The sequence below is a fragment of the Streptomyces sp. NBC_01689 genome (assembly GCF_036250675.1).
In the GTDB taxonomy this organism is placed as follows: Bacteria; Actinomycetota; Actinomycetes; order Streptomycetales; family Streptomycetaceae; genus Streptomyces.
This window is the reverse complement of record NZ_CP109592.1, coordinates 1,418,818-1,441,248: the sequence shown is the minus strand read 5'-3', so window position 1 is coordinate 1,441,248 and position 22,431 is coordinate 1,418,818. Positions and strand designations below refer to the sequence as shown.

The window sequence follows — 22,431 nt, the reverse complement described above, 5'->3', positions numbered from 1 at the left end:
ACACCCGGCCCCATCGGATCCATCCGCTCGGGAGCGTATCCACTGCGACGGCCGGCCAGGGAACAAGATCACGGACTCGGACGGATGGACGTCCAGCGACCACCGGGACGTCGACGGCAGTACATCCGAACGTCAACTCCGCTGCCCACGCGGTCACTTCGACGAGGGTGGAAAGCCGTTGCCGCCCGGTGGCCGCGGCGCCCACTGTGGCGGTGTCCGACAACGGACCATCACTCACAGGGGGAACCACTCATGCGCCGTATCACGGCCGCCGTCGCCACCTGCGTGGCGACGATCGCGCTCCTCGTCCCCGCGGGCCTGGCCGCCGCCGCGCCGGCCGCGCCCGCCGAGCAGTCGTACACCGTCGTGCCGTACGAGAACGTCAACGTCCGCCAACTGCCGACCAAGGACAGCGCCTATCTGGCCACCTTGACCGCGGGCCACTCCTACCAGGCGTACTGCTGGACGCACGGCCAGACCGTGACGGACCACGGCTACACGAACGACATCTGGATCGGGTTCGCCGACGGCTACAGCAGCGCGGTCTACTTCAAGGGCGACCAGTACGCCGGCCTGCCCGCCTCCGCCCAGTGCTGAGCCGGGAGATCCTCATGCCGAACAGCCGGCCCATGGCCCGCGCCGCCCTCGCCGCAGCAGCCCTCGCGCTCGGACTGCTGACCGCTCCCGCCGCGTCGGCGGCACCGGCCGGGACCGGCACCGCCGTTCCCACCGCCGCTTACACCGTCACGGCCCGCACGGACACGTACGTCCACGCGGGTCCCTCCGGCTCGTCCCCGCGCCGGGGCCTGCTGCGCGCCGGACACGCGTACGCCGCGGACTGCTGGCTCATGGGCGAGGCCGTGACCGCCGACGGGCGGACGAGCGCCGTGTGGGTCCATGTGCTGGGCGACAGGGACACCGCCGCAGGCTTCGTCGACGTGGTGTTCCTTCTGGGGGACGACCGCGCGGGGCTGCCCGCCTCGGCCGGGTGCTGACCTCACGCGCACGGGCCGGGACGAACGGCCCCTGAAGCGGGGTGCCCGCGCGGCTCAGCCCTTGTCGGCGCGGAGTGCGGCGAGGGCCCGGTCGGCGTGGGCGCTCATGCGCAGTTCGCTGCGGACGACCTCCACGACCGTGCGGTCCCGGCCGATGACGAAGGTGACGCGTTTCGTGGGGGCCAGCGAGAAGCCGCGCTTGACGCCGAACCGTTCGCGGACCGCCCCGTCGACGTCGGACAGCAGGGGGAAGCCCAGGCTGTTGCGCCCGGCGAACTCCTGCTGCCGGTCGACGGGGTCACCGCTGATGCCCACCGGCCGGGCCCCGGCGGCGGCGAACTCGGCGGCCAGGTCGCGGAAGTGGCATGCCTCGGCGGTGCAGCCGGCGGTGAGGGCGGCGGGGTAGAAGAACACCACCACCGGTCCGTCGTCGAGCAGTTCGGACAGACTCCGCTCCGTGCCCGTCTCGTCCGGGAGGACGAAGTCCTCCACTTTGTCGCCCACTTCCACCGCACGGCTCATGACCGGCCCTTCCCACTCCTGGCGACGCCGCGTGCCCACAGCACCAGCGGTACCTGCAACGGAAGCCGGGCGAGCGCCGCGGCCTTGAGCGGCGCGGGACGGTGACGCCAGTCCACGGCCATCTGCACATTGGCGGGGAACACCCCGACGAAGAATGCCGCCGTGGCCAGCGCGGCGGCGCGCCGGGTACGGGGCAGCGCCACCCCCGCGGCCAGCGCCAGTTCGGCGGCCCCGCTGACGTAGGTCCAGGCGCGGGGAGCTCCCGGCAGCACGCGGGGAACCGTCGCGTCGAACCGCTCGGGCGCCGCGAAGTGACCGACCCCCGCGGTCGCCAGCAGACCGGCGAGCAACAGGGCTGAGCGTTCCGACCGTGGCACGGTTCCTCCTCCTGGAGTCTCCGCGAGATATTACTGGACGGTAGGCGGAAGCGTGACGGGTGGTTCCGTATCCGTCGTCGAGGAGGAGGGCACGGCCGGCGCTCCGGGGAATCGCTCGCATCGCTCGACGTGGGCCGGTGCGACCCCCGGTCGAGGTGCGGGGTTGGAGTGCGCGGTCGAGGTGTGCGGTCGAGGGGCGTCGCGGGACCCGCGGCGGTGGCGCTCAGAGGAGGCTGCCGCTGCCGTGGGGGGCGTAGAGGTCGAGCAGGCGGGTGCGGGCGCAGCGCAGACGGTGGGCGAGGATGCCGCCCACCCATTCGGCGACCGCGAGACCCAGGGCGGGGTCGTCGTGGCACATCGCCCGCACGGCGGTGGCGTCGAACTCGTGGGCGCGGACCGGCGTCGTCGCCTCGGCGCCCAGGTGGTACGCGTGCGGCGCGAACAGCCAGGACCAGCCGACGAGTTCGTTGTGGCGGAGGGACTCGATGACGGCGGCCCGGCGGCCGGGCACACGCATGTCCAGGTCGACCGTGCCGGTGCGGACGATCCAGAACCGGTCGGCGGTTCCGCCCTCCTCGAAGAGGCGGGCGCCCTGGGGGAAGGACACCTCGCGGGCGATGCGCATCAGCCGCTGCCGGTGCTCGGCGGGCAGGGCCCGCAGCATGCTGGACGTGGGGGAAGCGTTCATGCCGGCCTCCAGGACGGGCGGACGGACCTGTCGCCTCCAGCATGTGCCTCTGTCCCGTTCCCCACCAAGGGCCTGTCGGCCCCGGCTTCGGGACGTCCGGAACCGTGCCGTCAACGGCCCCGCCCCGAAGCCGAATCGGCCGGGGCGCCGATCGGTCGGTGCGCCGCCCGGACGCCGTCGAGCGCGACGGTGAGGACGCGGTCGCGCTGGGCGTCGTCGAGGAAATTGGTCGAGGTGATCCCGGCGACCATGCGCAGGAGATCGTCGAAGTCCATGTCCGTGCGTGCCTCGCCGGCTTTCTGGGCCCGCTCGAACAGCGGGCCGCCCGCCTGGTACATCGAGTCCCGGCAGGCGAGGAAGATCTCCGACTCGTTGTTGAGCGCCTCGCGGATGGCCCGCTTCGTCACGGTGTAGTCCACGAACCGGCGCAGCCACGAGGTCAGCGCCGCCCAGGGCTCCTCGCCGGCGACGTCCTGGGCCACCCGGCACAGGGCGTCCACCTCGTCCGCGTAGACGCTCTCGAAGAGATGGCGGCGGGTGGGGAAGTTCCGGTAGAGCGTGCCGATGCCGACCCCCGCACGGCGGGCGATGTCCTCCAGTGAGGCCTCCGCGCCGTTCTCCGCGAACGCCTCGCGCGCGGCCGCCAGCAGGGCGTCGTAGTTGCGCGCGGCGTCCTTCCGGTGCGGGCGCTGGGACGCCACGATTCCGCTGATGGAGAGCGGCTGGGCCGTCACGAGTGCCTCCCGGCAGCGAAGTGGTTGAACCGGAGGTTGGCCTCCGGTACAGTGGAGGTATACCTCCACTTTAGCAGTCGGGGCTAGCTTCCCGTCGATGCGTGCGGCCGCGCGCACCGACGACCTGTCCGCGCCCTCCCTGCCGACGAGCGGCGGGCCCTGTCCCGTGCCGCCCGTCCCGGATGCCCTGTTCCGTCCTCTTCCCCCTGGCGACCGCTCCGTGCGGACGCGCCTTGTCCACGGCCGCCCGTCGGCCCTCCCCGTCGTACGACCGCGGCCGGCCGATCCGGCCGCATCCCGTTCCGAGAGGCCTTTCCATGCCCAGGAAGTCCACCCGCCTCACCTTCGCGGTCCTTGCGACCGGCGCGGGGGTGTTCTCCATGCTCCAGTCGCTGATCGCGCCGGCCCTGCCGACCGTGCAGCACGCGATGCACACCTCGCAGTCCACCGTGACCTGGGTGATGACGGCGTACCTGCTCTCCGCGTCGGTCTTCACCCCGATCCTCGGCCGGGTCGGCGACCTCGTCGGCAAGAAGCGCACGCTCGTCGCCGTCCTCGTGACCGTGACGCTCGGGTGCCTCCTCGCCGCGCTCGCGCCCTCCATCGGCGTACTGATCGTCGCCCGGGTCGTCCAGGGCATAGGCGGCGCGCTGTTCCCCCTGTCCTTCGGGATCATCCGCGACGAGTTCGCCGCGGCCGAGGTCGGCCCGAGCATCAGCAACCTGTCCGCCGTGATCGCGGCGGGCGGCGGTGTCGGCCTGGTGGCGGCCGGGCCCATCGTGTCGGCCCTCGACTACAAGTGGCTGTTCTGGCTGCCGGTGGGCGTCGTCGCGGTGACCACCGTGATCGCGCTGCGCTGTGTCCCCGAGTCCCCGAAGCGCGCCGAGGGGCGGGTCAGCTGGCTCGGTGCCGTACTGCTCTCGGGCTGGCTGGTCGCGCTGCTGCTCCCGCTCAGCCAGGCGACCCGGTGGGGCTGGGGATCGGGCCGGGTGATCGGCCTGTTCGTCGCCGCCGTGGCGCTCTTCGCGCTGTGGCTGTACGCCGAGGCCCGCTCCACCAGCCCGCTGATCGACCTGAACGTCATGCGTCTGCCCGCGGTGTGGACCACCAACGCCGCCGCCCTCCTGTTCGGCGCGGGCATGTACGCGATCTGGTCCTTCCTCCCCGGCTTCGTGCAGACCCCCCGCTCCGCGGGATACGGCTTCGGGGCCAGTGTCACCGGGGCCGGGCTGCTCATGCTGCCCATGCTGATCGCGATGTTCTGCTCGGGAGTGCTCAGCGGCCGGCTGGAGCCGGTGCTGGGGGCCAAGAGGCTGCTCACGACCGGTGCCGCGCTCGGCGCCGTGGCCTGCGGCTCCCTCGCGCTCTGGCACGACCGCCAGTGGCAGGTGGCCTTCGCCGCGGGTGTCTTCGGCCTCGGCATCGGACTGGCCTTCGCCTCGATGGCCAACCTGATCGTCGGCAGCGTCCCGGCCGAGCAGACCGGCGCCGCGACCGGCATGAACGCCAACATCCGCACGATCGGGGGCTCGATCGGCGCGGCCGTCACCAGCGTCCTGGTGACCGGCCGACTGCAGCCCTCGGGCCTGCCCTACGGGTCCGGCTACACCCACGGGTTCAGCCTGCTCGCGTTGCTCTGCCTCGGCGCGGCGCTGGCCGCACTCCTCGTACCGGCCCGCCGGACGGGCCGTATCCCCGCCGCCCGTGCCGCCTCCGACCTGCCGAGCCCGGAGACCGAGGCCGTCGCCTCCGGCGCGCGGAACTGAGACGCGGGGACCCGTGGAACGCCGTGGGACGACGAGCGGTGACCGCGCGGGGCGGCGGAATGCTTGTCCTACGGTGATACCGGGCCATGACTCCGAACGGGCGGCGCCCTCACCCGACCCGGTGAGTGGCCGCACCGGCGCGTACCACCGGCGTACGCGTCGCCGTTGCTCCGTCATGGACAGCACACACACGGCCCGGCGGCGCCGTCCGGAGGAGGGCAGCGCGGGCCGGCCTCACGCGGAGCCGGCGGCCGCCCACCAGGCGCAGCCGCCGATCTACGCCCAACTGGTCGCGGAATGGCGGGCGAAGGGCCGTACGGTCCCGGGGAACCGCGAGGTCTTCGAGGTGCTGTGGGCCACCTTCGCCGCCCCCGACCCGCTGGGGAGCGAGCCGTGGCCGGCCGTCTCCCGGGCGGACCGCCGGCCGGCGGGACCGCAGCCCCGGCCGTCGGCCATCCGGACGGAGCGGACTTCGCGTGAGACGGAGTCGCGCGAGACGGATCCGGCGCCGGGCAGCGGCGCGGGTGATGCCGGGGGTGAGGCGGAGGCCGCCGTCGAGGGCAAGGCCGAGCACGTGCCCGCCGTGCCCGTACCGCGTGGCCTGCCGGGCGACTGACCCCCTGCCCGGGACGGCCCCGTCGAGATCGTCCGGGTGGTCGCCCGCGCTGTTCGGCGCCGTGCCCCAGGGGGTGTTCCCTCCGGTGTCCCCGATGCCTCAGCACTCCTCCGAGGGAGCCAGGACGGCGAGAGTCCCGTTGGCCTGCTGCAGGGCCAGTTCCAGTCTGGTGGCGGAGTGGAGGTCGCCGGTCCCGTCGGGCGGGATGAGCCACTCCAGGGCCCGCGCGGAGCGGTAGGGCGGTGGGACGGCGACCCACGACCCCCTGCCGACGTACCGGATGCCGGATCCGACCCAGCGGCTCTCGGGGTCCGGTGCCAGGAAGAAGCCGACGCGACGGGCGGCGGTGTCCACCAGGGTCGGGCCCGGGGAGTCCAGGGGGTCGTGCCACAGGATGTCCAGGGCGAGCAGCCCGAGTTGCTCGGGAACGCTCAGGACGTCCCAGAAACGGCCGGCCTCCATCAGTGCCGTCCCCGGCTCCTGGTCCCACGCCCGCTTGCAGGCCCTGGGGTCCGAGGCCGCGGCCGCGAGCCACTCGACGGCTTGCCTCCATGCTGCATCCGGCATGACCAACTCCCGTGTCTTCACAGGCTGTTCGAGCGTGTGCGAAGTGCCGCCCGGCTGCGGGCCCGCACCCGGGCGGCGACCCGGCGTGCTCATGCTGGTAGATATTTCTATTCTTCGGAAGGGGTGGCGCGCGCCGGCGTTCACCGTGGGTCGGCCTGGACGTCGTTCAGGCGCCCCGGCCCCGGCCCTGCGACCTGCGCGAACGGGGTCCGCGACGCCCCGCGCAACAGCCGTGCCGGGAAGCCGGGTTCGGGGCCGGCGAGCCCCGCGGTCCGGCGAAGTCTGTTCGGCTCGGCGACGTCTGTTCGGTGCCCCGCCCCGGCGCGTCCACGGTCCCGCGACACGGAGATGACGCGTCCCCGGTTCCGTCCGAGCGAAGTCGACGCGTCCTCAGTCCCGCGCCACGGCGATGCTGAGCGCGTTGGCGGCGACGACGGCGCCGATGCCCGCCCATTCCGCCGGGCCCAGCCCCTGGCCGAGCACGAGCCACCCGACCAGTCCGGCGAGCACGGGATTGACACTCATGAAGAGACCGAAGGCCGGAGCCGCCACCCGGCGCAGGGTGAACAGGTCGGCGAGGCAGGGCACCGCCGAGGACAGCACCCCTGCGGCGACCGCGTAACCGACCGCGGCGGGCGTCGGCGGATGCCGCAGTGCCACGGTGAGCCCGACGGGCAGGAACACCAGGGCCGACGCCGCCGCGGCGGCAGCGGGCCCACCGGCTCCGGGGACGCGGCGCCCGACCGTACGGTTCAGCAGGATGTACGCCGCCCAGCACCCGGCGGCGAGCAGCGCCAGACCCATCCCCGGGAAATCGGCGGAAGGCCGCGGGCGCATCAGCGTGACGACGCCCGCCACCGCGACCGCCGCACAGCACGCGTCCACCCGGCGGCGCGAGGCGGCCAGCGCGATCCCCAGCGGGCCCAGGAACTCGAGGGTCACCGCGAGGCCCAGCCCGATGCGGTCGACGGCGGTGTACAAGGACAGGTTCATCGTCCCGAACACCAGCGCCAGCAGCAGGACCGGCCACCACTGCCGCCGGGTGAAGGTCCGCAGCCCGGGCCGGCCGACGGCGAGGAGGACGACCGCCGCGACGTACTGCCGTACGGCGACCACACCGACAGAACCGAGCACGGGGAACGCCAGCGAGCCGATGGCGGCACCCGTCTGGTTGGACAGGGCGCTGCCGACCATGGTGGCGACGCCGGACAGCCGCGTGCCGCCGTACGGCCGGACGACGGGGGACACGGGCCCGGGGTGAGTGCGCCGGGCGACGGCTTCCGGGTGTGCGGAGGGTACGCGCATGCCCCGATCGTCGGACCGGGCCTCCCATGCGCACAATGCATCCGCCCGCACCTGCATACGCTGGACTCATGGATGTCGAACTGCGGCAGCTGCGCTGTCTCGTCGCGATCGTCGACGAGGGCACCTTCACCGATGCCGCCATCGCGCTCGGTGTCTCCCAGGCGGCGGTCTCCCGCACCCTGGCTTCGCTCGAACGGGCCCTGGGCGTAAGGCTGCTGAGGCGCACCTCGCGCGAGGTCACGCCGACGGCGACCGGACTGCGCGTGCTGGCGCACGCCCGGCGGGTCCTGGGCGAGGTGGCCGATCTTGTCCAGGAGGCCACCACGGGACGTGCCTCGCTGCGGATCGGGTACGCGTGGTCGGCGCTGGGCCGTCACACGCTCGCCTTCCAGCGCGAGTGGGCGCGTGCGCACCCCGGGACGGAACTGCGGCTCGTACGGGTCAACTCCCCGACCGCCGGGCTCGCTGAGGGGGCCTGTGACATGGCCGTGCTGCGCAGGGTGCCGGACGACCGCCGTCTCGACACGGTCATCGTGGGACTGGAACGGAGGCTGTGCGCCCTGGCCGCGGACGATCCGCTCGCCCGGCGCCGTTCGGTGCGGCTCGCCGACCTCGCCGGCCGGGTCCTGCTCGTCGACCGCAGGACGGGCACGACCACGACGGATCTGTTCCCTCCGGACGCCCGCCCCGCCACCAAGGAGACCCACGACGTCGACGAATGGCTGACCGCGATCTCCACGGGCCGGTGCGTGGGCATGACCGCCGAGTCGACCGCGCACCAGTATCCGCGCCCCGGCGTCGTCTACCGTCCGGTGCGCGACGCCGAACCCCTCGCCGTACGCCTCGCCTGGTGGCGCGACGACCCGCACCCCTCGGCCCGGACGGCCGTCGAACTGGTCTCGGAGCTGTATCGCGCCGGCTGAGCCCGCTCGGGACGTCCCGGAGCCGGGCGGCGACAAATCTGTTGAGAGCGCCGCTCCTGCCGGAGATGATCTCCGGCATGTTCTCTCGCAAGCTCCGCCGACCGAAGTCCGCCGACCCGCTGAAGGCATGGGAGTGCCTGGACGCCGGAGACATACCCGGCGCCCTGCGGCTGCTGAAACCGGGCGCCGGGACCCAGCCGCTCGCGGAGACGGCACTCGTGGTCGGCCGCGCCGCGGAGATGGCCGGGTTCGACGACCTCCGCGAGGCCGCGGCCGCGCTGGTCGCCGATCCCGGGAGGGGACAGGCGCTCTACGACTTCGGATACGCCTGCGTCGAACGGGGACTCCCCGCGCTCGCGATCCCCGCGCTGCGCGAGGCGCTGCTCGGAAACCCGGGCGCGCTGACGGTGATGCGTGAGCTCGTGTCCGCGTACGAGCGCGAGGGCCGGCACGGCGACGCCGTCGAGGTGCTGACCCGGCACGAGAACGACTTCGCGGCGTGGCCGGACCGCTACCTCCTGGTCCACAACGCGATCATGTCGGGTGACCTCCCGCTGGCCCGGAGCCGGCACGGGCTGCTGCCCGACCCGGCGGACGCCCTGTGGGAGCCCCCGCGCGACCGGCAGAACCGCATGCTGGAGCGAGCCGCGAGCGCGGAGCCGGTGAGCGGGCTCGGCCCGACGGACCTGCGCGGCTGGCAGTTCGTGCTGGGCGGCACGGTCCTCGGCACCCTGTCGCCGTTCGGCTTCGGCGCCGGGATGACCGGCCGGTACGCATGGCTGCAGGACTCCTACGCACTGTGCCTGGAGGGTCTGCTGCGGCTGAGGGCGCTGCTGGACGCCGCGGAGGTGTGCCCCCGGTCGGTGTCGCTGCTGCCCGACCGCGACAGCCGGATCCTCGGACTGGCCGCCGCCGAGGTGCTCGGCCTCCCCGCGGAGGCGTTCGCCCCCGGCCGGGAGGACACCGTGGTGGTCGCGTACGACCTGAACGGGGTGGCCGAGACCGATGAGGGCCCGCAGATCCTGAAACAGCTTTTCGCCCGCGTACCGGGACAGGTGCTCCATGAACACGCGAGCAACTGGACCGACGCCCCGGTGATCACCGCCGACAGCGTGACGCTGCTGCACCAGTCGGCCGTGACGCCCTGGGGCGAGCAGATGCGGGTGGGCGACGACGGCGACGTGGAGCGCGGGCCCGCCGACGGCCGGCCGGCCGAGCGGATCGCCGCCGGGATCGTGGGCGCCGATCCGTCGCCGGAGGCGGGGGACGGCGGGACGCCCGCGGACCCGCTCTCGTCCCTCACCGACTTCGCCGCCGCGGTCCGCGGCTCCTGGCTCCGCGGCGACCGGGCCCGGCTGACCTCCACCGGACCCGTTCCGAGCGCACGTTTCGCCTGACCGCGACCGGTTCCCGGTACGCCCGGCACGGCGGGAATGCGACGCGGGGGTCCGCTGTTACACCCCACGTAGCTGACATGCGCGAGTCAAGATCCTCGCGGTGTGGGCGGAAGGAGGACCTCATGGCACGCAGCAGCGCGCGTCCCGTCGTCACGCTCAGGTCGACCGCCGGGACCGGCGTCACCTACGTGACGCGCAAGAACCGTCTCAGCGACCCCGACCGGCTCGTCCTGCGCAAGTACGACCCGGTGGTCGGCGAGCACGTTCCGTTCCGCGAGGAGCGCTGAATCGACCCCGGCCCGGCCGGGAGGACAGTGGCAAGGAGGGAACACGCATGAGGCCCCGTATTCATCCCGAGTCCAGGCCGGTCGTCTTCCGCGACCGGTCGGCGGACGTCGCGTTCCTGACGCGTTCGACGGCGAACTCGTCGAGGACGATCGAGTGGGAGGACGGCAACACCTACCCGCTGATCGACGTCGAGATCTCGTCGGCCAGTCATCCGTTCCACACCGGGAAGTCGCGGGTCGTGGACAGTGCGGGCCGGGTGGAGCGCTTCGAGCGCCGCTACGGCCGCGCGGCCTCGCCGCGCCACTGAACGCGGCGTGTCCGGCAGAAGGAGAGCAGAGCTGTGAAGGTACGTAATTCCCTGCGTTCGATGAAGTCGAAGCCCGGCGCCCAGGTGGTGCGCCGGCGTGGTGTGACCTTCGTCGTCAACAAGAAGAACCCGCGCTTCAAGGCCCGCCAGGGCTGACGGAGCGCACGGGGGCGGACATCGAGTCAGGCGGCCGGCCCGGTCCTCGCGCGAGGACCGGGCCGGCCGTTCGCGTACGGCCGCGGCGACCGCGCGGCACGGAACCCGCCCGCCCGTCGGGAGCCCGCAGTCCCGTCGGGAGCCCGCGGCCCTCTCGGGAGCCCGCTGCCGCGGACGGGAGCCCGCCGGATTCCCGGGAGCCGCCGGGTACTCACCGGAGCCGTACCGAGGCGGGTTGAGTAGGGGTACTCATGTCCGGCGGTCGCGGCGGGCCACACCATGGACGTCACACGGCACGACAAGCATCCACTGACTGATGGACCGTCAGCCACCTTTCGGTCACGAGGATTTGTCGTGCTCCGTGCCGAACCGACGCCGCGTGTGCGGTGGTCGGGCCGCGACCGACTCCTCCTGGGGGAACCACATGTCCAAGCGCCTCGCCGTCTCCGTGCTCGCCGGTGCCGTCGTCCTGGGTGGCGGCGCCGCTGCCACCGTCGCCCTCGTCGGGACCGCCGACGCGGCCGGCCCGACGGGGAAGCCGGTGATCGGGAAGTCCTCCTCGGACCCGGTGGTCCTGGGAGACGGCGGGAGCGACGCCCTCACGTTCACCACGACCGTGTCCGACGACTCGGGCATCAGGAGCGTGAAGGTGCTGGCCTGGCCGAAGAGTTCGCACCTGGCCCCCAGGGCGTCGGAGATGGTGTCCGTGGAGAGCGCCACCTGCGAGGCGTCCTCGGCGACCACGTCGGTGTGCGCCTACCGGACCCCGGTCGCCGGCCGGAAGGACGTCGCCGACATCCCCACCGGCACCTGGTACATGGCGGTCCTCGTCACCGCCGAGGACCACGGCGCGACCTTCTCCGCCAAGGCGTCGACCTTCACCGTCACGCGTCACGCGGGTTGAACGCCCCGGGGGCGCCCGGCGACGGGTCCTGAGCGGGGAACGGGCCCTCCTCCCCTTCGAGTTGTGAACCGCGGCGCCTCTCGGCTATGGTCGATCTTGAGCACGCCGCCGGATCTCCGGCAGCGGGCCCGGCGTTGGTGGTCCAAGGAAAGACGCCCCGCTTCCTGCGGGGAAATGCAGGTGCAAGGCCTGCCCGGCGCTCCACACAGCCCCGTCCTCCCATCCCGAGGGCGGGGCTCAGTCGTTTTCCGCAGCCTTCGCGGATTCCCGTGCCCGGCGCATTCCCGCCACATCGATCGTGCCAGTCCGGTGCGAATCCGCACGAACACCCGTGGGACGCTTGGCCGGTTCGGCACCCTCGTCACCGACGCCGTCCTGCCGGCGCGCATGTCGGCAACATACCGGACAAAATTGTTGACAATCTTCGCGGCCTGGTTCTACGTTCGACAGGCACTCACATCAGGGAGGGCACGATGCCGAAGGAAGCCCGTCCGGGCACCGGCGAGCAGGCCAGGAAGCACGCACTGGCCCAGCTGCGGCAGGCGATCCTGCTGGGCGAGATGGTGCCGGCCCAACGGCTGGTGGAGAACGAACTCGCCGAGCGGTTCGATGTCACCCGTGCCAGCGTCCGGGCGGCCCTGATCGAGCTGGAATCGGAGGGGCTGGTCGAGCGGATCCGCAACCGCGGCTCGCGGGTGCGGGTGGTGACCGTCGAGGAGGCGGTGGCCATCACCGAATGCCGTATGGCTCTCGAAGGCCTGTGCGCGGCCAAGGCCGCCGTCGCCGCCACCGAGGACCAGCTCACCGAACTGGCCGAGCTGGGAGCCGCGATGTCGAAGGCGGTCGCCGAGGGCGAGCCGCTGGTCTACTCCGGGCTCAACCACGAACTGCACGGCCGGATCCGGGAGTTCTCCGGCCAGCAGGTCGCGGTCGAACTGCTGGAGCGGCTCAACGGACAACTCGTGCGTCATCGTTTCCAGCTCGCGCTGAGGCCCGGACGTCCCCAGCAGTCCCTGAGTGAGCACCTGGCCATGATCGACGCGATCAGGGCCCGGGACCCGCAGGCGGCCGAGGCGGCCGTCCGCGGCCACCTCGCGGGGGTCATCGACGCACTGCGCCGATGACCCCCGCGAGGTGGGCCGACCGGTCCGTCCACCAAGGAGCTGTGAGCCATGACGCACGGCAAGGCGCCCATCGCACGATCGACTCTCGTCATCACCGCACACGCGGGGGACTTCGTCTGGCGGGCCGGAGGGGCCGTCGCCCTGGCCGCCTCCCGCGGAGAGAAGGTGACCATCGCCTGCCTCACCTACGGGGAGCGGGGTGAGTCCGCCCGAGCCTGGCGCGAGGGACGGAAGCTGGCGGAGATCAAGGAGATACGCCGGGCCGAGGCCGAGGCGGCGGCACAGGTCCTCGGGGCCGAGGTCCGTTTCCTCGACGCGGGCGACTACCCCCTGCCCGTGACACCGGAGTTGACCGACCGTCTCGTCCGGATCTACCGCGACACCCGGCCCGACGTGGTGCTGACCCACCCCCCGGACGACCCGTACAACGGCGACCACCCCGCCGCCGCACGGATGGCGCTCGACGCGCGCGTCCTCGCCCAGGCCGTCGGCTATCCGTCCGACGGCGAGGTCATCGGCGCCCCTCCCGTGTTCCTCTTCGAACCGCACCAGCCGGAGATGTGCGGCTTCAGGCCGGAGGTCCTCCTCGACATCACCCCGGTGTGGGACACCAAACGCGCGGCCATGGAACGCCTGACCACCCAGCAGCACCTGTGGGAGTACTACACGGACCTGGGAAAACGGCGCGGCGTCCAGCTCAGGCGGAACGCGGGCCCCAACCTCGGTCTGCCCCACACCGCTTACGCCGAGGCCTACATGCGCCCCTACCCGCAGGTCACGGAGGTACTGGCGTGAGCGGTCTCATCATCACCGACCCGCCCCGCGCGCACGCCGAGGACGTCGAGGCGCTGGCCGGCCACGGGGTGGCCACCGTGCACGAGGGCATGGGCCGCCGGGGCAGCCTCGGCCCCGGGTTCCGGCCCGTCCAGCAGGACGTACGCGTCGCGGGCACCGCGGTGACCGCGCTCTGCGCCCCCGGCGACAACCTCATGATCCACGCGGCGGTCGAGCAGTGCGCGCCGGGGGACATCCTCGTCGTCGCCACCTCCTCGCCCTCCACCGACGGGATGTTCGGCGACCTGTTCGCCACCGCGCTCAGCCATCGCGGGGTGCGCGGTCTGGTCATCGACGCGGGCGTACGCGACACGGCCGGGCTGCGCGCGATGGGCTTCCCCGTGTGGTCGACGGCGGTCTGCGCGCGAGGCACCGTCAAGGCCACGGCGGGCTCGGTGAACCTGCCCGTGGTGCTCGGCGGCCAGATCGTGCGGCCCGGGGACGTGATCGTCGCCGACGACGACGGAGTGGTGTGCGTGCCCCGCGAACGGTCCGGTGCGGCGGTCAGAGCGGCCGAGGCACGCGCCGCCAAGGAGGAAGCCACCCGGATCGCCTTCGCCGGGGGACAGTTGGGCCTGGACCGCTACGGCCTGCGGGAGACCCTCGAACGGCTCGGCGTGCGGTACCGCTCCTACGAGGAGTGCGCCCCCGACGTCCGCGACGGCACCGTGTCATGAGCGCCGGCGAGGAAGTGCGCTGCATGCTCATGCGCGGAGGCACCTCGAAGGGCGCCTACTTCCTGGCGGACGACCTCCCGGCCGCCCCCGGCGCACGCGACGACCTGCTGCTACGGGTCATGGGCAGCCCCGACCCGCGCCAGCTCGACGGCCTCGGCGGAGCGCACCCGCTGACCAGCAAGGTGGCCGTGATCTCCGCGTCGGCCGCCCCCGGGACGGACGTCGACTACCTGTTCCTCCAGGTCGGAGTCGACCGGCCCGAGGTCTCCGGCAGGCAGAACTGCGGCAACCTGCTCGCCGGGGTCGGCCCGTTCGCCGTCGAACGCGGACTGGTGGGAGCGGGGCCGGAGCGGACCTCCGTACGGATCCGGATGGTCAACTCCGACGACCTGGCCGTCGCCACCTTCGCCACGCCGGGCGGGCGCGTCGACTACGGCGGTACGGCCGAGATCTCCGGTGTACCCGGGACGGCCGCGCCCGTGCTCATCGAGTTCCCGCCGGGCCCCCGTCCGCTGCTGCCCACCGGTCACGCCCGCGACACCGTGGCGGGCACCCCGGTGACCTGCGTGGACAACGGGATGCCGACCGTACTGATCGCCGCGTCCGCCCTTCAGGTCACCGGCTACGAGGAACCCGGGGACCTGGAGGAGGACCGCGCGCTCGCCGACCGGCTGCGCGCGATCCGGGGTGAGGCGGGGAAGCTGATGGGCCTCGGTGACACGACGGCGGCCACCGTGCCCAAACTCAGCCTGCTCGCCCCGCCGTTGCACGGAGGCGCCGTGATGACCCGTACCTTCATCCCGGTGCGCTGCCACCCCTCGATCGGTGTGCTCGGCGCGGCCGGCGTCGCCGCGGGCCTGCGCGTCGCGGGCGGCGTCGGTGAGGGACTCGCCCGGCTTCCCGCGCACGGGGACCTGCTGCGCATCGAACACCCCACGGGATTCCTCGACATCGAGGCCGCCATCGATCAACGACCGGACGGAGCAGGCCCGGTGGCCCGGCGCACCACCGTCGTCCGCACGGCACGAAAGATCTTCGACGGCACGGTCTTCCCCCGGCCCGCCGCGACCGCAGCCCACCCGTGAGGAGTCCTGGATGGCCCCGCCCCTCGGCGACATCGCCCACCTCGGGCACGTCGAACTGCTCACCCCGGAACCGGACGCGAGTCTGCGGTTCTTCACCGACTTCCTCGGCCTGACGGTCAACGGCAGCCGCGGCGACTCGGTCTACCTGCGGACCTGGGACGACTACGAGCACCACAGCCTGGTCCTCACCGCGCACGGGACCTCGGGCCTGCGCCGCACGGCACTGCGGGCCTCCAGCGAGGAGGCACTGCGACGCAGGATCGAGGAGTTGACTTCGGCGGGCCACGAGGGTCGCTGGACCGACGACGAACCGGGCCTCGGCCCCGTGTACGTCACCGCCGATCCCGACGGCCACGAGACCGCGCTGTACTGGGAGTCGGAGTGGTACCGCGCCCCGGACACACTCAGGCCCGGCCTGAAGAACCAGCCCCAGGCCAAGCCGGCCCACGGCGTGGGCGTACGCCGTCTGGACCACGTCAACTACCTCGCGGCCGATGTCGCCGCCAACGCCGACTTCCACGAACATCTGCTCGGCGCCCGGCCGACCGAACAGATCCGGCTCGACGTCGGCAGGATCGCCGCGAAGTGGCTGACGTTCACGAACAAGTCGTACGACGTCGTCTATACCGAGGACCGGACGGGGTCGCACGGGCGCCTGCACCACATCGCGTTCGCCACCGACACCCGCGAGGACATCCTGCGCGCCGCCGATCTGGCCCTCGACACCGGGGTGTTCATCGAGACCGGCCCGCACAAGCACGCCATCCAGCAGACGTTCTTCCTGTACGTCTACGAGCCCGGCGGCAACCGCGTCGAACTGTGCAACCCGCTCACCCGCCTCGTCCTGGCCCCCGACTGGCCACTGATCACCTGGACGGAGGCCGAACGGGCCAAGGGCCAGGCATGGGGCCTCAAGACCATCGAGTCCTTCCACACGCACGGCACTCCGCCGGTGGATCAGTCCGGGAACACATGACACCTCGATCGGGTCCGATCGGAGCGGGGTGGATCCTGATCGTTTGTCGTTGAAGTGTGATCACGGGCCCGGCGTTGCGGGTGAGACGGTCCGCGGGTGGGGAGACTGGGGGCGCCGGCGCCTCGCAGGGCTCCGGCCGGCACCGCTCGGTGCCGTGGCACGTCAAGAAGGATCAGGATCGATGGCAACTGGCACCGTGAAGTGGTTCAACGCCGAGAAGGGCTTCGGCTTCATCGAGCAGGAGGGTGGCGGACCGGACGTGTTCGTCCACTACTCGGCGATCAACGCCAATGGCTTCAGGTCGCTGGAGGAGAACCAGGCGGTCGCGTTCGATGTCACCCAGGGGCCCAAGGGGCCGCAGGCGGAGAACGTCACACCGAGGTGACCACCGGTTGAACACCCGTCCCGCCGGCCGCGTCCGGCGGGACGCTCCGCTCCGGTGATCGCGAGTGGGCGCCAGGTGGACGGTGGCGGCGGACGCAGTGGGACGACGACAGCCGCTCCGGGCCCGCGACACCCGCCGACGGCACGGGGCGCCCGCTGTCCGCCGCGCCGGACCAGGAGTTCCGGAGCGCGCCGGACCAGGAGTTCCGGAGCGCTTCCCGTCGTCCGCTCGCGGTCAGACGGTCCTGCGCGGGACGACCAGCCCGCAGTCGTAGGCCAGGATGACGGCCTGGACCCGGTCGCGCAGTCCGTACTTCTCCAGGATGTGGGCGACGTGCGTCTTGACGGTGGTCTCTCCCACGCCGAGTTCGAGCGCGATCTCCGCGTTGGACAGCCCCCGGGTCAGGGCGCGGAGCACGTCGAGCTCGCGGCCGGTCAAGGCCTCCAGCCCCGACGGCACCTGAGGTGTCTCCGGCGCGGCGAGTCGGGCGAAGCGGTCCAGCAGCCGGTGGGTGACGCGAGGCGAGAGGACGGCCTCACCGGAGGCCACCGTGCGGATCGCCCCGACCAGGGAGTCGGCGGGACCGTCCTTCACCAGGAATCCGCTGGCCCCGGCCCGCAGGGCGTCGACCACGTGCGCGTCCAGGTCGAACGTGGTGAGGATGACGACACGGCTCGGTGACCCCGGACGCGCGATGAGACGGGTGGCCTCCACACCGTCCCGGTGCGGCATCCGGATGTCCATGAGGACCACGTCGGGTCTGAGGGCCTCGGCGCTCTCGACGGCGCCGATGCCGTCCGAGGCCTCGCCGACGACGGTGATGTCCGGTTCGGCCTCCAGGATGAGCCGGAATCCGGTCCGGATCATGGGCTGGTCATCGACCAGCAGGACGCGGATGGGTGTCATGCGGGGAGTGCCCTTCGTGCGGATGGGGATCGGGGGAGGGGACGGGGACGACGGCGTGGACGCAGTAGCCGCCTCCGGGCCGGCCGCCGGTGTGCAGGGAGCCGCCGACGGCGCCGACGCGCTCCCGCATGCCGACCAGCCCGTGCCCCGTGCCCCGCGCCGGGGCGGGCGGACGCGTGGACGTGCCTCCCGGCGGCGGACCGTCGTCGCAGAGCCGGACGGTGAGCCGGTGCCGGTCGGGCTCCCAGGCCACGCTGAGGGCGGTGCGGGTGCGGCCGGCGTGCTTGAGCGTGTTGGTGAACGCCTCCTGCACGACGCGGTACACGGCGAGTTGTGATCCGGCCGGGAGGTCGGCGGGGGTACCCGTGGTGCTGAACTCGACCCGCAGGCCGGCGGCGCGCACCGAGTCGACCAGTGTGGGCAGGGCGCCGATGGTGGGCTGCGGCGGTTCCTTGTTCGGGTCGGTCTCCGCGTCCTCGTCGGTGCGCAGCACGTCGAGAAGCCGGCGCAGCTCGGTCACGGTGGCCCGGCCGGTCTCCTCGATGGTGCCGTGCAGTTCGTGGGCCTTGTGCCCGTCACGGTCCTGGACCCGGTCGGCGGCGATGGTCTGCACGACCATGAGACTGACGTTGTGGGCGACGATGTCGTGCAGCTCCCGGGCGATCCGGGCGCGCTCCGCCATGACGGCGGCCCGCGCGTCGGCGGCCTGTTCGCGTTCGAGCGCCGCGGCCCGCTCCAGAGCCTCGTCCCGGATCGCGGTACGGGCCCGTGCGAGCCGTCCCAGCGCCCACGCCGCGACCAGCAGCACGGCGTCGGTGAGCAGCGTGGTGATGCGGTGCCCGTCCGGCGCGAGGACCGCTTCGGCGACGGCCGCCGCCGGGACGAACCCCGTCACGACCCAGGTGCCCGTCCGCGGAGCGCACCGCACCGCGGTGAGGAAGACCCCCGTGGCCACGGCCGTGTAGGTCGGGCCGATGGACATCCCGCCGTCCCCGGAGAGCGGTGGCACGTAGTGGCGGCCCTGAAGCGTGGCGGCCGCCGCGGACATCACCAGCAGCGCGGGCACCGGGAACCGGCGGTGGACGGCGAACGGCACCGCGGACACCAGGACGAGCGGCAGCCACCAGCCGTCCGGCGCGCGCAGCTCGGGCCCGTCGGGCGGTATCGCCAGGGGCAGTACGACGCACGCGGCGGTGAACAGCAGGGCCAGACCCGCGTCGACGACGGCCGGCGGCACGCGACGCCCGGCGAACGAGTCCATCAGGTCCATGGCCCCCACGGTAGACGCCCGCCCGACGACGTCGCCCTGCCCAGGGGTTGAGACCGTGCGGCCGGTCTCCTCCCTGACGGCATCGTCCGGAAGGAGGAGACGCCCCACGGGACCGGCGGTACCGGGGGCCGCGGTCTCCTTCGTACGGCGGAGCCCGGACCGCGACCTCACCCGGCCGGCGGAGCCAAGGGTTCGACGGTCCGGCGGAGGCCCTGCCCGGTCGCCGCCGATGCACTGGAGACAGCACACGAGGGCAACGGAAGAACTCGTACGAGGAGTCACAGTGCGGTCTTGGGACCAACAACCGGCGGACCCCGCCGACGGGCGGTACGCGGTGCGACTGAAGGACGTGACCAAACGGTTCGGACAGGGACCGACGGCCGTACTCGCGCTGGACCGGGTCGGCGCGGACATCGCGCCGGGTACGTTCACCGCGGTGATGGGACCCTCGGGCTCCGGCAAGAGCACGTTCCTGCACTGCGCGGCGGGCCTGGACCGCCCCACCTCGGGAGTGGTCCGCCTCGGCCCGCACGATCTGTCACTGCTCAGGGAGCGGCGGCTGACCGAGCTGCGGCGCACCCGCGTCGGCTTCGTGTTCCAGGCTTTCAACCTCCTTCCCTCGCTGACCGTCGAACAGAACATCAGGCTGCCGCTCGGACTGGCCGGGCGGCAGGCGGAGGCCGACTGGTTCGACCACATCGTCACGGCCGTCGGCCTGGCCGGACGGCTGACCCGGCGGCCCGCCCAGCTGTCCGGCGGCCAGCAGCAGCGGGTGGCGATCGCCCGCGCCCTGGTCACCCGCCCGGAGGTGGTCTTCGCCGACGAGCCGACCGGCGCACTCGACCCGGAGACCGCGCGGGACATCCTGGACCTGCTGCGGCAGGCGGTCACCGACCTGCACCAGACGGTGGTGATGGTCACCCACGACCCGACGGCCGCCGCGCACACCGACCACGCCGTCTTCCTCAGCGGCGGACGGATCGTCGACGGTATGGACGCGCCCAGCGCGGACCGCGTCGCCCACGTCATGTCCGGCCTGCGGAGGGCCGCCTGATGCTGCGTCTCGCCCTGCTCACGCTCAAGGCCCGCAAGGGCGGCTTCGCCGGCACCTTCGTCGCCCTGCTCCTGGGAGCCGCCGTCCTCAGCGCCTGCGGCATCCTGCTGGAGTCCGGCATCCGGGCCGGTTCCTCCCCCGAGCGGTACGCGGCCGCGGACGTCGTCGTCGCGGGACGTCAGGAGGTCGAACTCACCCTCCAGGACATCGACGGGACGACCGTCAGGGAGACGCAGCCACTGCCCGAGCGGGTCCCGCTGCGCCCCGCGACCGCCGACCGGCTCACCGCCGTCGACGGAGTGCGGTCCGTGATCACGGACCGGGCCGCCACCGTACGGCTGGTGACCGCCGCGGGCCGGCCGGTACCGGGACGCCACGGCGCGCCGGTCGAGGCGCACAACTGGTCGACGCTGCGCCTGGGAGACCTCCGGCTGACCGCCGGTCACGCGCCGCGGAGGGCCGGGCAGATCGTCCTGGACACCGACACCGCGGCCCGGGCCGGCGTCCGCCCCGGCGACGGAATCCGCCTGATGAGCGCCTCGGTGCCGCGCGCCTTCGAGGTGAGCGGACTCGTCGCGCCGCGGGGCGGGCGGTCACCGCGCCGGTCGGTGGTCCTCCTGGGCGACGACGACCTGCTCCGCTCCCTCCCCGGTGCCTCCGTCGAGGCCTTCGGCGTCCTCGCCTCCCCGGGCACCCCGCCACAACGGCTCGCCGACGCCGTCACGACCGCGCTGCACGACGACACCCTCGCGGTGCACACGGGCCGGGACCGCGGGAGGGCGGAGTTCCTCGACGTCACCCTCGGCGGCTCCGACCTCGTCGTGCTGGCCGCCGCGGTCGGCGGCAACGTCCTGCTCGTCGCCGTCTTCGTGCTGTACGCCACGACCTCGCTGTCGATCCGGCACCGCCGCCGGGAGATCGCCCTGCTGCGCGCGATCGGCACCACACCCGGCCAGATCCGGCGCATGGTCGCCGCCGAGGCCGCGGCCACGGGCCTGGCCGCCGGTGTGCTGGGCTGCCCGGCGGGGCTGCTCCTCGTCCACTGGCTCCGTGACCGGTTCGCCGGACACGGCATCGTGCCGCCCGACTTCGGTCTCGTCGTCAGCCCGCTGCCGTTTCTCGCGGCGGCGCTCGTGACCGTCCTGACCGCCCTGGTCGCGGTGGTGTCCGCGTCCCACCGGGCGACCCGGATCCGGCCCACGGAGGCGTTGGGCGAGGCCGCCGTGGAGACACCCGGTCTCGGCCGCGGACGCCTGATCACCGGCTTCGTGCTGCTGGCGCTGTCGGCGAGCCTCTTCGTCACCGGCACCGTCCAGGACACCGACTTCTTCACCCTCGTGGGCCTTGCCAACTCGCTCGTGCTCCTCCTCGTGATCACCGTCGCGGTCCTCGGGCCGCTGGTCGCCCGTACCGCCGTACGCCTGCTCGGTCCGCTGGTCGCAAGGACCGGTGTCACCGGCCGTCTCGCCGCTGCCAACACCCGGGCCAACGCCGTCAGGCTGGCCGGGGCGATCACCCCGCTGGTGCTGGCCGTGTCCTTCGCGTCGACCGTCGTCTTCGCGCAGACCACCGGACTCCGGGAGTCCGCCGAGCAGGTGCGGTCGGGGCTCCTCGCCGACCACGTCCTGACCGCGCCCGCCGGGGTGTCGCCCGAACTGGCCCGCAAGGTGCGCGGTATGAAGGGAGTGGCGTCGGCCACCGGGCTGGTGACCTCGAAGGCCGTCGGCGCGGGCAGTCTGATGGGCGCCGACGAGGCCGTCTCGTTCAGCGTGCAGGGCGTCGAACCCGGGGCACTCGGCACGGTCCTCGACCTGCGGCGGGAGAAGGGGGACATCGGGGCCCTGTCCCGCGACACCGTGGCGATCAGCACCACCGCGGCCTCCTGGCTCGGTCTCGGGGTCGGGGACACCGCCCGTCTCCATCTGGGGGACGGCACCCCGTTCCGTGGGAAGGTCGTCGCCGTCTACGCACGGGGCTTCGGGTTCGCCGACCTGACGATGGACCACGATCTGCTGCTCGCCCACACCACCGGGAAGGCCGACGGGTCGGTACTGGTCCGCTCGGCCCCCTCGGCGCCCGGGCTGACGCGGGAGCTGTCGCACGCGGCGAAGGAGTATCCCGGCACCGTGGTCGAGGACGGTCTCGCCGTCGACGACCAGCTGGCCGGGCAACGGGCGAACGCCTGGGTCAACTACCTGGTCGTCGGCGTGATCATCGCGTACACGGCGATCACCGTGGTGAACACGCTGGCGATGAGCACCGCCGCGCGCCGGCGCGAGTTCGCCCTGCTGCGGCTGTCCGGCACGACCCACCGACAGGTCCTGGGCATGATGCGACGGGAGGGCGTCGTCGTCATCGGGACCGGAGTGGGCGTCGGGCTACTGGTTGCCGTGTTCCCGCTGGTCCTCGTCGCCCTGGCGATGACCGGCTCGCCGTTCCCGGCCGTGCCGGCGCTCGGCCTCCTGGCGATCTCCGGCACGGTGGCCGTCCTCGCGGCGGCCGGCACGATGGTCCCCACCCGACTGCTGCTGAGGATCAGACCGGTGGAGGCGATCAGCGCGAGGGAGTGACGGGG

The 22,431-nt window shown here is 73.0% G+C and carries 26 protein-coding genes; 18 read left to right on the top strand and 8 right to left on the bottom strand.

The window, feature by feature from the left end:
* Positions 1-252: 252 nt before the first annotated feature.
* Both OG776_RS06135 and OG776_RS06130 read left to right on the top strand, forming a co-directional pair.
* The gene (locus OG776_RS06135) at positions 253-597 is read left to right on the top strand and encodes an SH3 domain-containing protein (protein WP_148014384.1); all 345 of its coding nucleotides are present in this window, start codon (positions 253-255) and stop codon (positions 595-597) included.
* 14 nt (positions 598-611) lie between these two features.
* A complete protein-coding gene (locus OG776_RS06130; protein WP_148014383.1) occupies positions 612-995 on the top strand; it encodes a hypothetical protein in 384 nt (127 codons plus the stop codon).
* Positions 996-1,049: 54 nt separating this feature from the next.
* Here OG776_RS06130 and OG776_RS06125 read toward each other — a convergent pair whose 3' ends face one another.
* The 4 genes from OG776_RS06125 to OG776_RS06110 all read right to left on the bottom strand — a co-directional run bounded on the left by OG776_RS06125 (position 1,050) and on the right by OG776_RS06110 (position 3,316).
* Positions 1,050-1,517 carry a peroxiredoxin gene (locus tag OG776_RS06125; RefSeq protein WP_148014382.1) on the bottom strand — a complete coding sequence of 156 codons (468 nt, stop codon included), beginning with the start codon at positions 1,515-1,517 and terminating at the stop codon, positions 1,050-1,052.
* A complete protein-coding gene (locus tag OG776_RS06120) occupies positions 1,514-1,894 on the bottom strand; it encodes a MauE/DoxX family redox-associated membrane protein (RefSeq protein WP_148014381.1) in 381 nt (126 codons plus the stop codon). The genes OG776_RS06125 and OG776_RS06120 overlap by 4 nt, the downstream gene beginning before the upstream one ends.
* Positions 1,895-2,117: 223 nt before the next feature.
* A complete protein-coding gene (locus tag OG776_RS06115) occupies positions 2,118-2,582 on the bottom strand; it encodes a cyclic nucleotide-binding domain-containing protein (RefSeq protein WP_148014380.1) in 465 nt (154 codons plus the stop codon).
* A 110-nt stretch (positions 2,583-2,692) separates the two neighbouring features.
* The gene (locus OG776_RS06110; RefSeq protein WP_329319394.1) at positions 2,693-3,316 is read right to left on the bottom strand and encodes a TetR/AcrR family transcriptional regulator; all 624 of its coding nucleotides are present in this window, start codon (positions 3,314-3,316) and stop codon (positions 2,693-2,695) included.
* A 317-nt stretch (positions 3,317-3,633) separates the two neighbouring features.
* Between OG776_RS06110 and OG776_RS06105 the strand changes: the two genes are divergently transcribed.
* A complete protein-coding gene (locus OG776_RS06105; protein ID WP_329319392.1) occupies positions 3,634-5,082 on the top strand; it encodes an MFS transporter in 1,449 nt (482 codons plus the stop codon).
* Between the two features lie 175 nt (positions 5,083-5,257).
* Positions 5,258-5,698 carry a hypothetical protein gene (locus tag OG776_RS06100; RefSeq protein WP_329319389.1) on the top strand — a complete coding sequence of 147 codons (441 nt, stop codon included), beginning with the start codon at positions 5,258-5,260 and terminating at the stop codon, positions 5,696-5,698.
* Between the two features lie 99 nt (positions 5,699-5,797).
* Here the strand turns inward: OG776_RS06100 and OG776_RS06095 are convergent, their stop codons facing one another.
* Together OG776_RS06095 and OG776_RS06090 are read right to left on the bottom strand one after the other, a co-directional pair.
* The gene (locus tag OG776_RS06095; RefSeq protein ID WP_148014377.1) at positions 5,798-6,265 is read right to left on the bottom strand and encodes a hypothetical protein; all 468 of its coding nucleotides are present in this window, start codon (positions 6,263-6,265) and stop codon (positions 5,798-5,800) included.
* 390 nt (positions 6,266-6,655) lie between these two features.
* Complete coding sequence (locus OG776_RS06090) at positions 6,656-7,570, bottom strand: EamA family transporter (RefSeq protein ID WP_148014376.1); 915 nt, start codon at positions 7,568-7,570, stop codon at positions 6,656-6,658.
* Positions 7,571-7,638: 68 nt separating this feature from the next.
* Between OG776_RS06090 and OG776_RS06085 the strand changes: the two genes are divergently transcribed.
* From OG776_RS06085 to OG776_RS06030, 12 genes are all read left to right on the top strand, one after another.
* Positions 7,639-8,493, top strand: coding sequence for a LysR family transcriptional regulator (locus OG776_RS06085; protein WP_148014375.1), 855 nt, complete (start codon positions 7,639-7,641; stop codon positions 8,491-8,493).
* 77 nt (positions 8,494-8,570) lie between these two features.
* Positions 8,571-9,890, top strand: coding sequence for a tetratricopeptide repeat protein (locus OG776_RS06080; RefSeq protein ID WP_148014374.1), 1,320 nt, complete (start codon positions 8,571-8,573; stop codon positions 9,888-9,890).
* A 122-nt stretch (positions 9,891-10,012) separates the two neighbouring features.
* Complete coding sequence (gene rpmG / locus OG776_RS06075) at positions 10,013-10,177, top strand: 50S ribosomal protein L33 (RefSeq protein WP_148014373.1); 165 nt, start codon at positions 10,013-10,015, stop codon at positions 10,175-10,177.
* A gap of 47 nt (positions 10,178-10,224) precedes the next feature.
* Positions 10,225-10,485, top strand: coding sequence for a type B 50S ribosomal protein L31 (locus tag OG776_RS06070; RefSeq protein WP_148014372.1), 261 nt, complete (start codon positions 10,225-10,227; stop codon positions 10,483-10,485).
* Positions 10,486-10,518: 33 nt separating this feature from the next.
* Positions 10,519-10,641, top strand: a complete 123-nt coding sequence (ykgO, locus tag OG776_RS06065; RefSeq protein ID WP_148014371.1) for a type B 50S ribosomal protein L36 — start codon at positions 10,519-10,521, stop codon at positions 10,639-10,641.
* Positions 10,642-11,065: 424 nt separating this feature from the next.
* Positions 11,066-11,545 (top strand): DUF5707 domain-containing protein, encoded by a 480-nt coding sequence (locus OG776_RS06060; RefSeq protein WP_148014370.1) that lies wholly within the window; start codon positions 11,066-11,068, stop codon positions 11,543-11,545.
* A 473-nt stretch (positions 11,546-12,018) separates the two neighbouring features.
* On the top strand, positions 12,019-12,669 hold the full coding sequence (locus OG776_RS06055) for a GntR family transcriptional regulator (RefSeq protein WP_148014369.1): 651 nt from the start codon (positions 12,019-12,021) through the stop codon (positions 12,667-12,669).
* Positions 12,670-12,717: 48 nt separating this feature from the next.
* Complete coding sequence (locus OG776_RS06050; RefSeq protein ID WP_329319382.1) at positions 12,718-13,464, top strand: PIG-L deacetylase family protein; 747 nt, start codon at positions 12,718-12,720, stop codon at positions 13,462-13,464.
* Entirely contained in the window at positions 13,461-14,180 is a 720-nt protein-coding gene (locus OG776_RS06045; protein WP_329319380.1) for a 4-carboxy-4-hydroxy-2-oxoadipate aldolase/oxaloacetate decarboxylase, read from the top strand. Before OG776_RS06050 ends, OG776_RS06045 begins: the two co-directional genes overlap by 4 nt.
* Positions 14,177-15,265 carry a 4-oxalomesaconate tautomerase gene (locus OG776_RS06040; RefSeq protein WP_329319378.1) on the top strand — a complete coding sequence of 363 codons (1,089 nt, stop codon included), beginning with the start codon at positions 14,177-14,179 and terminating at the stop codon, positions 15,263-15,265. Before OG776_RS06045 ends, OG776_RS06040 begins: the two co-directional genes overlap by 4 nt.
* A 10-nt stretch (positions 15,266-15,275) precedes the next feature.
* Entirely contained in the window at positions 15,276-16,241 is a 966-nt protein-coding gene (locus OG776_RS06035) for a catechol 2,3-dioxygenase (protein ID WP_329319376.1), read from the top strand.
* 181 nt (positions 16,242-16,422) lie between these two features.
* Positions 16,423-16,626 carry a cold-shock protein gene (locus tag OG776_RS06030; RefSeq protein ID WP_148014364.1) on the top strand — a complete coding sequence of 68 codons (204 nt, stop codon included), beginning with the start codon at positions 16,423-16,425 and terminating at the stop codon, positions 16,624-16,626.
* A gap of 234 nt (positions 16,627-16,860) precedes the next feature.
* Here OG776_RS06030 and OG776_RS06025 read toward each other — a convergent pair whose 3' ends face one another.
* Both OG776_RS06025 and OG776_RS06020 read right to left on the bottom strand, forming a co-directional pair.
* Complete coding sequence (locus OG776_RS06025; RefSeq protein ID WP_148014363.1) at positions 16,861-17,532, bottom strand: response regulator; 672 nt, start codon at positions 17,530-17,532, stop codon at positions 16,861-16,863.
* The gene (locus OG776_RS06020) at positions 17,501-18,802 is read right to left on the bottom strand and encodes a sensor histidine kinase (protein ID WP_187286063.1); all 1,302 of its coding nucleotides are present in this window, start codon (positions 18,800-18,802) and stop codon (positions 17,501-17,503) included. Before OG776_RS06020 ends, OG776_RS06025 begins: the two co-directional genes overlap by 32 nt.
* Before the next feature lie 283 nt (positions 18,803-19,085).
* On the opposite strand from OG776_RS06020, the gene OG776_RS06015 reads away from it, so the two are divergent.
* Positions 19,086-19,856 (top strand): ABC transporter ATP-binding protein, encoded by a 771-nt coding sequence (locus tag OG776_RS06015; RefSeq protein WP_329319372.1) that lies wholly within the window; start codon positions 19,086-19,088, stop codon positions 19,854-19,856.
* Positions 19,856-22,426 carry an FtsX-like permease family protein gene (locus OG776_RS06010; protein WP_329319370.1) on the top strand — a complete coding sequence of 857 codons (2,571 nt, stop codon included), beginning with the start codon at positions 19,856-19,858 and terminating at the stop codon, positions 22,424-22,426. Before OG776_RS06015 ends, OG776_RS06010 begins: the two co-directional genes overlap by 1 nt.
* The last annotated feature ends 5 nt before the right edge of the window (positions 22,427-22,431 follow it).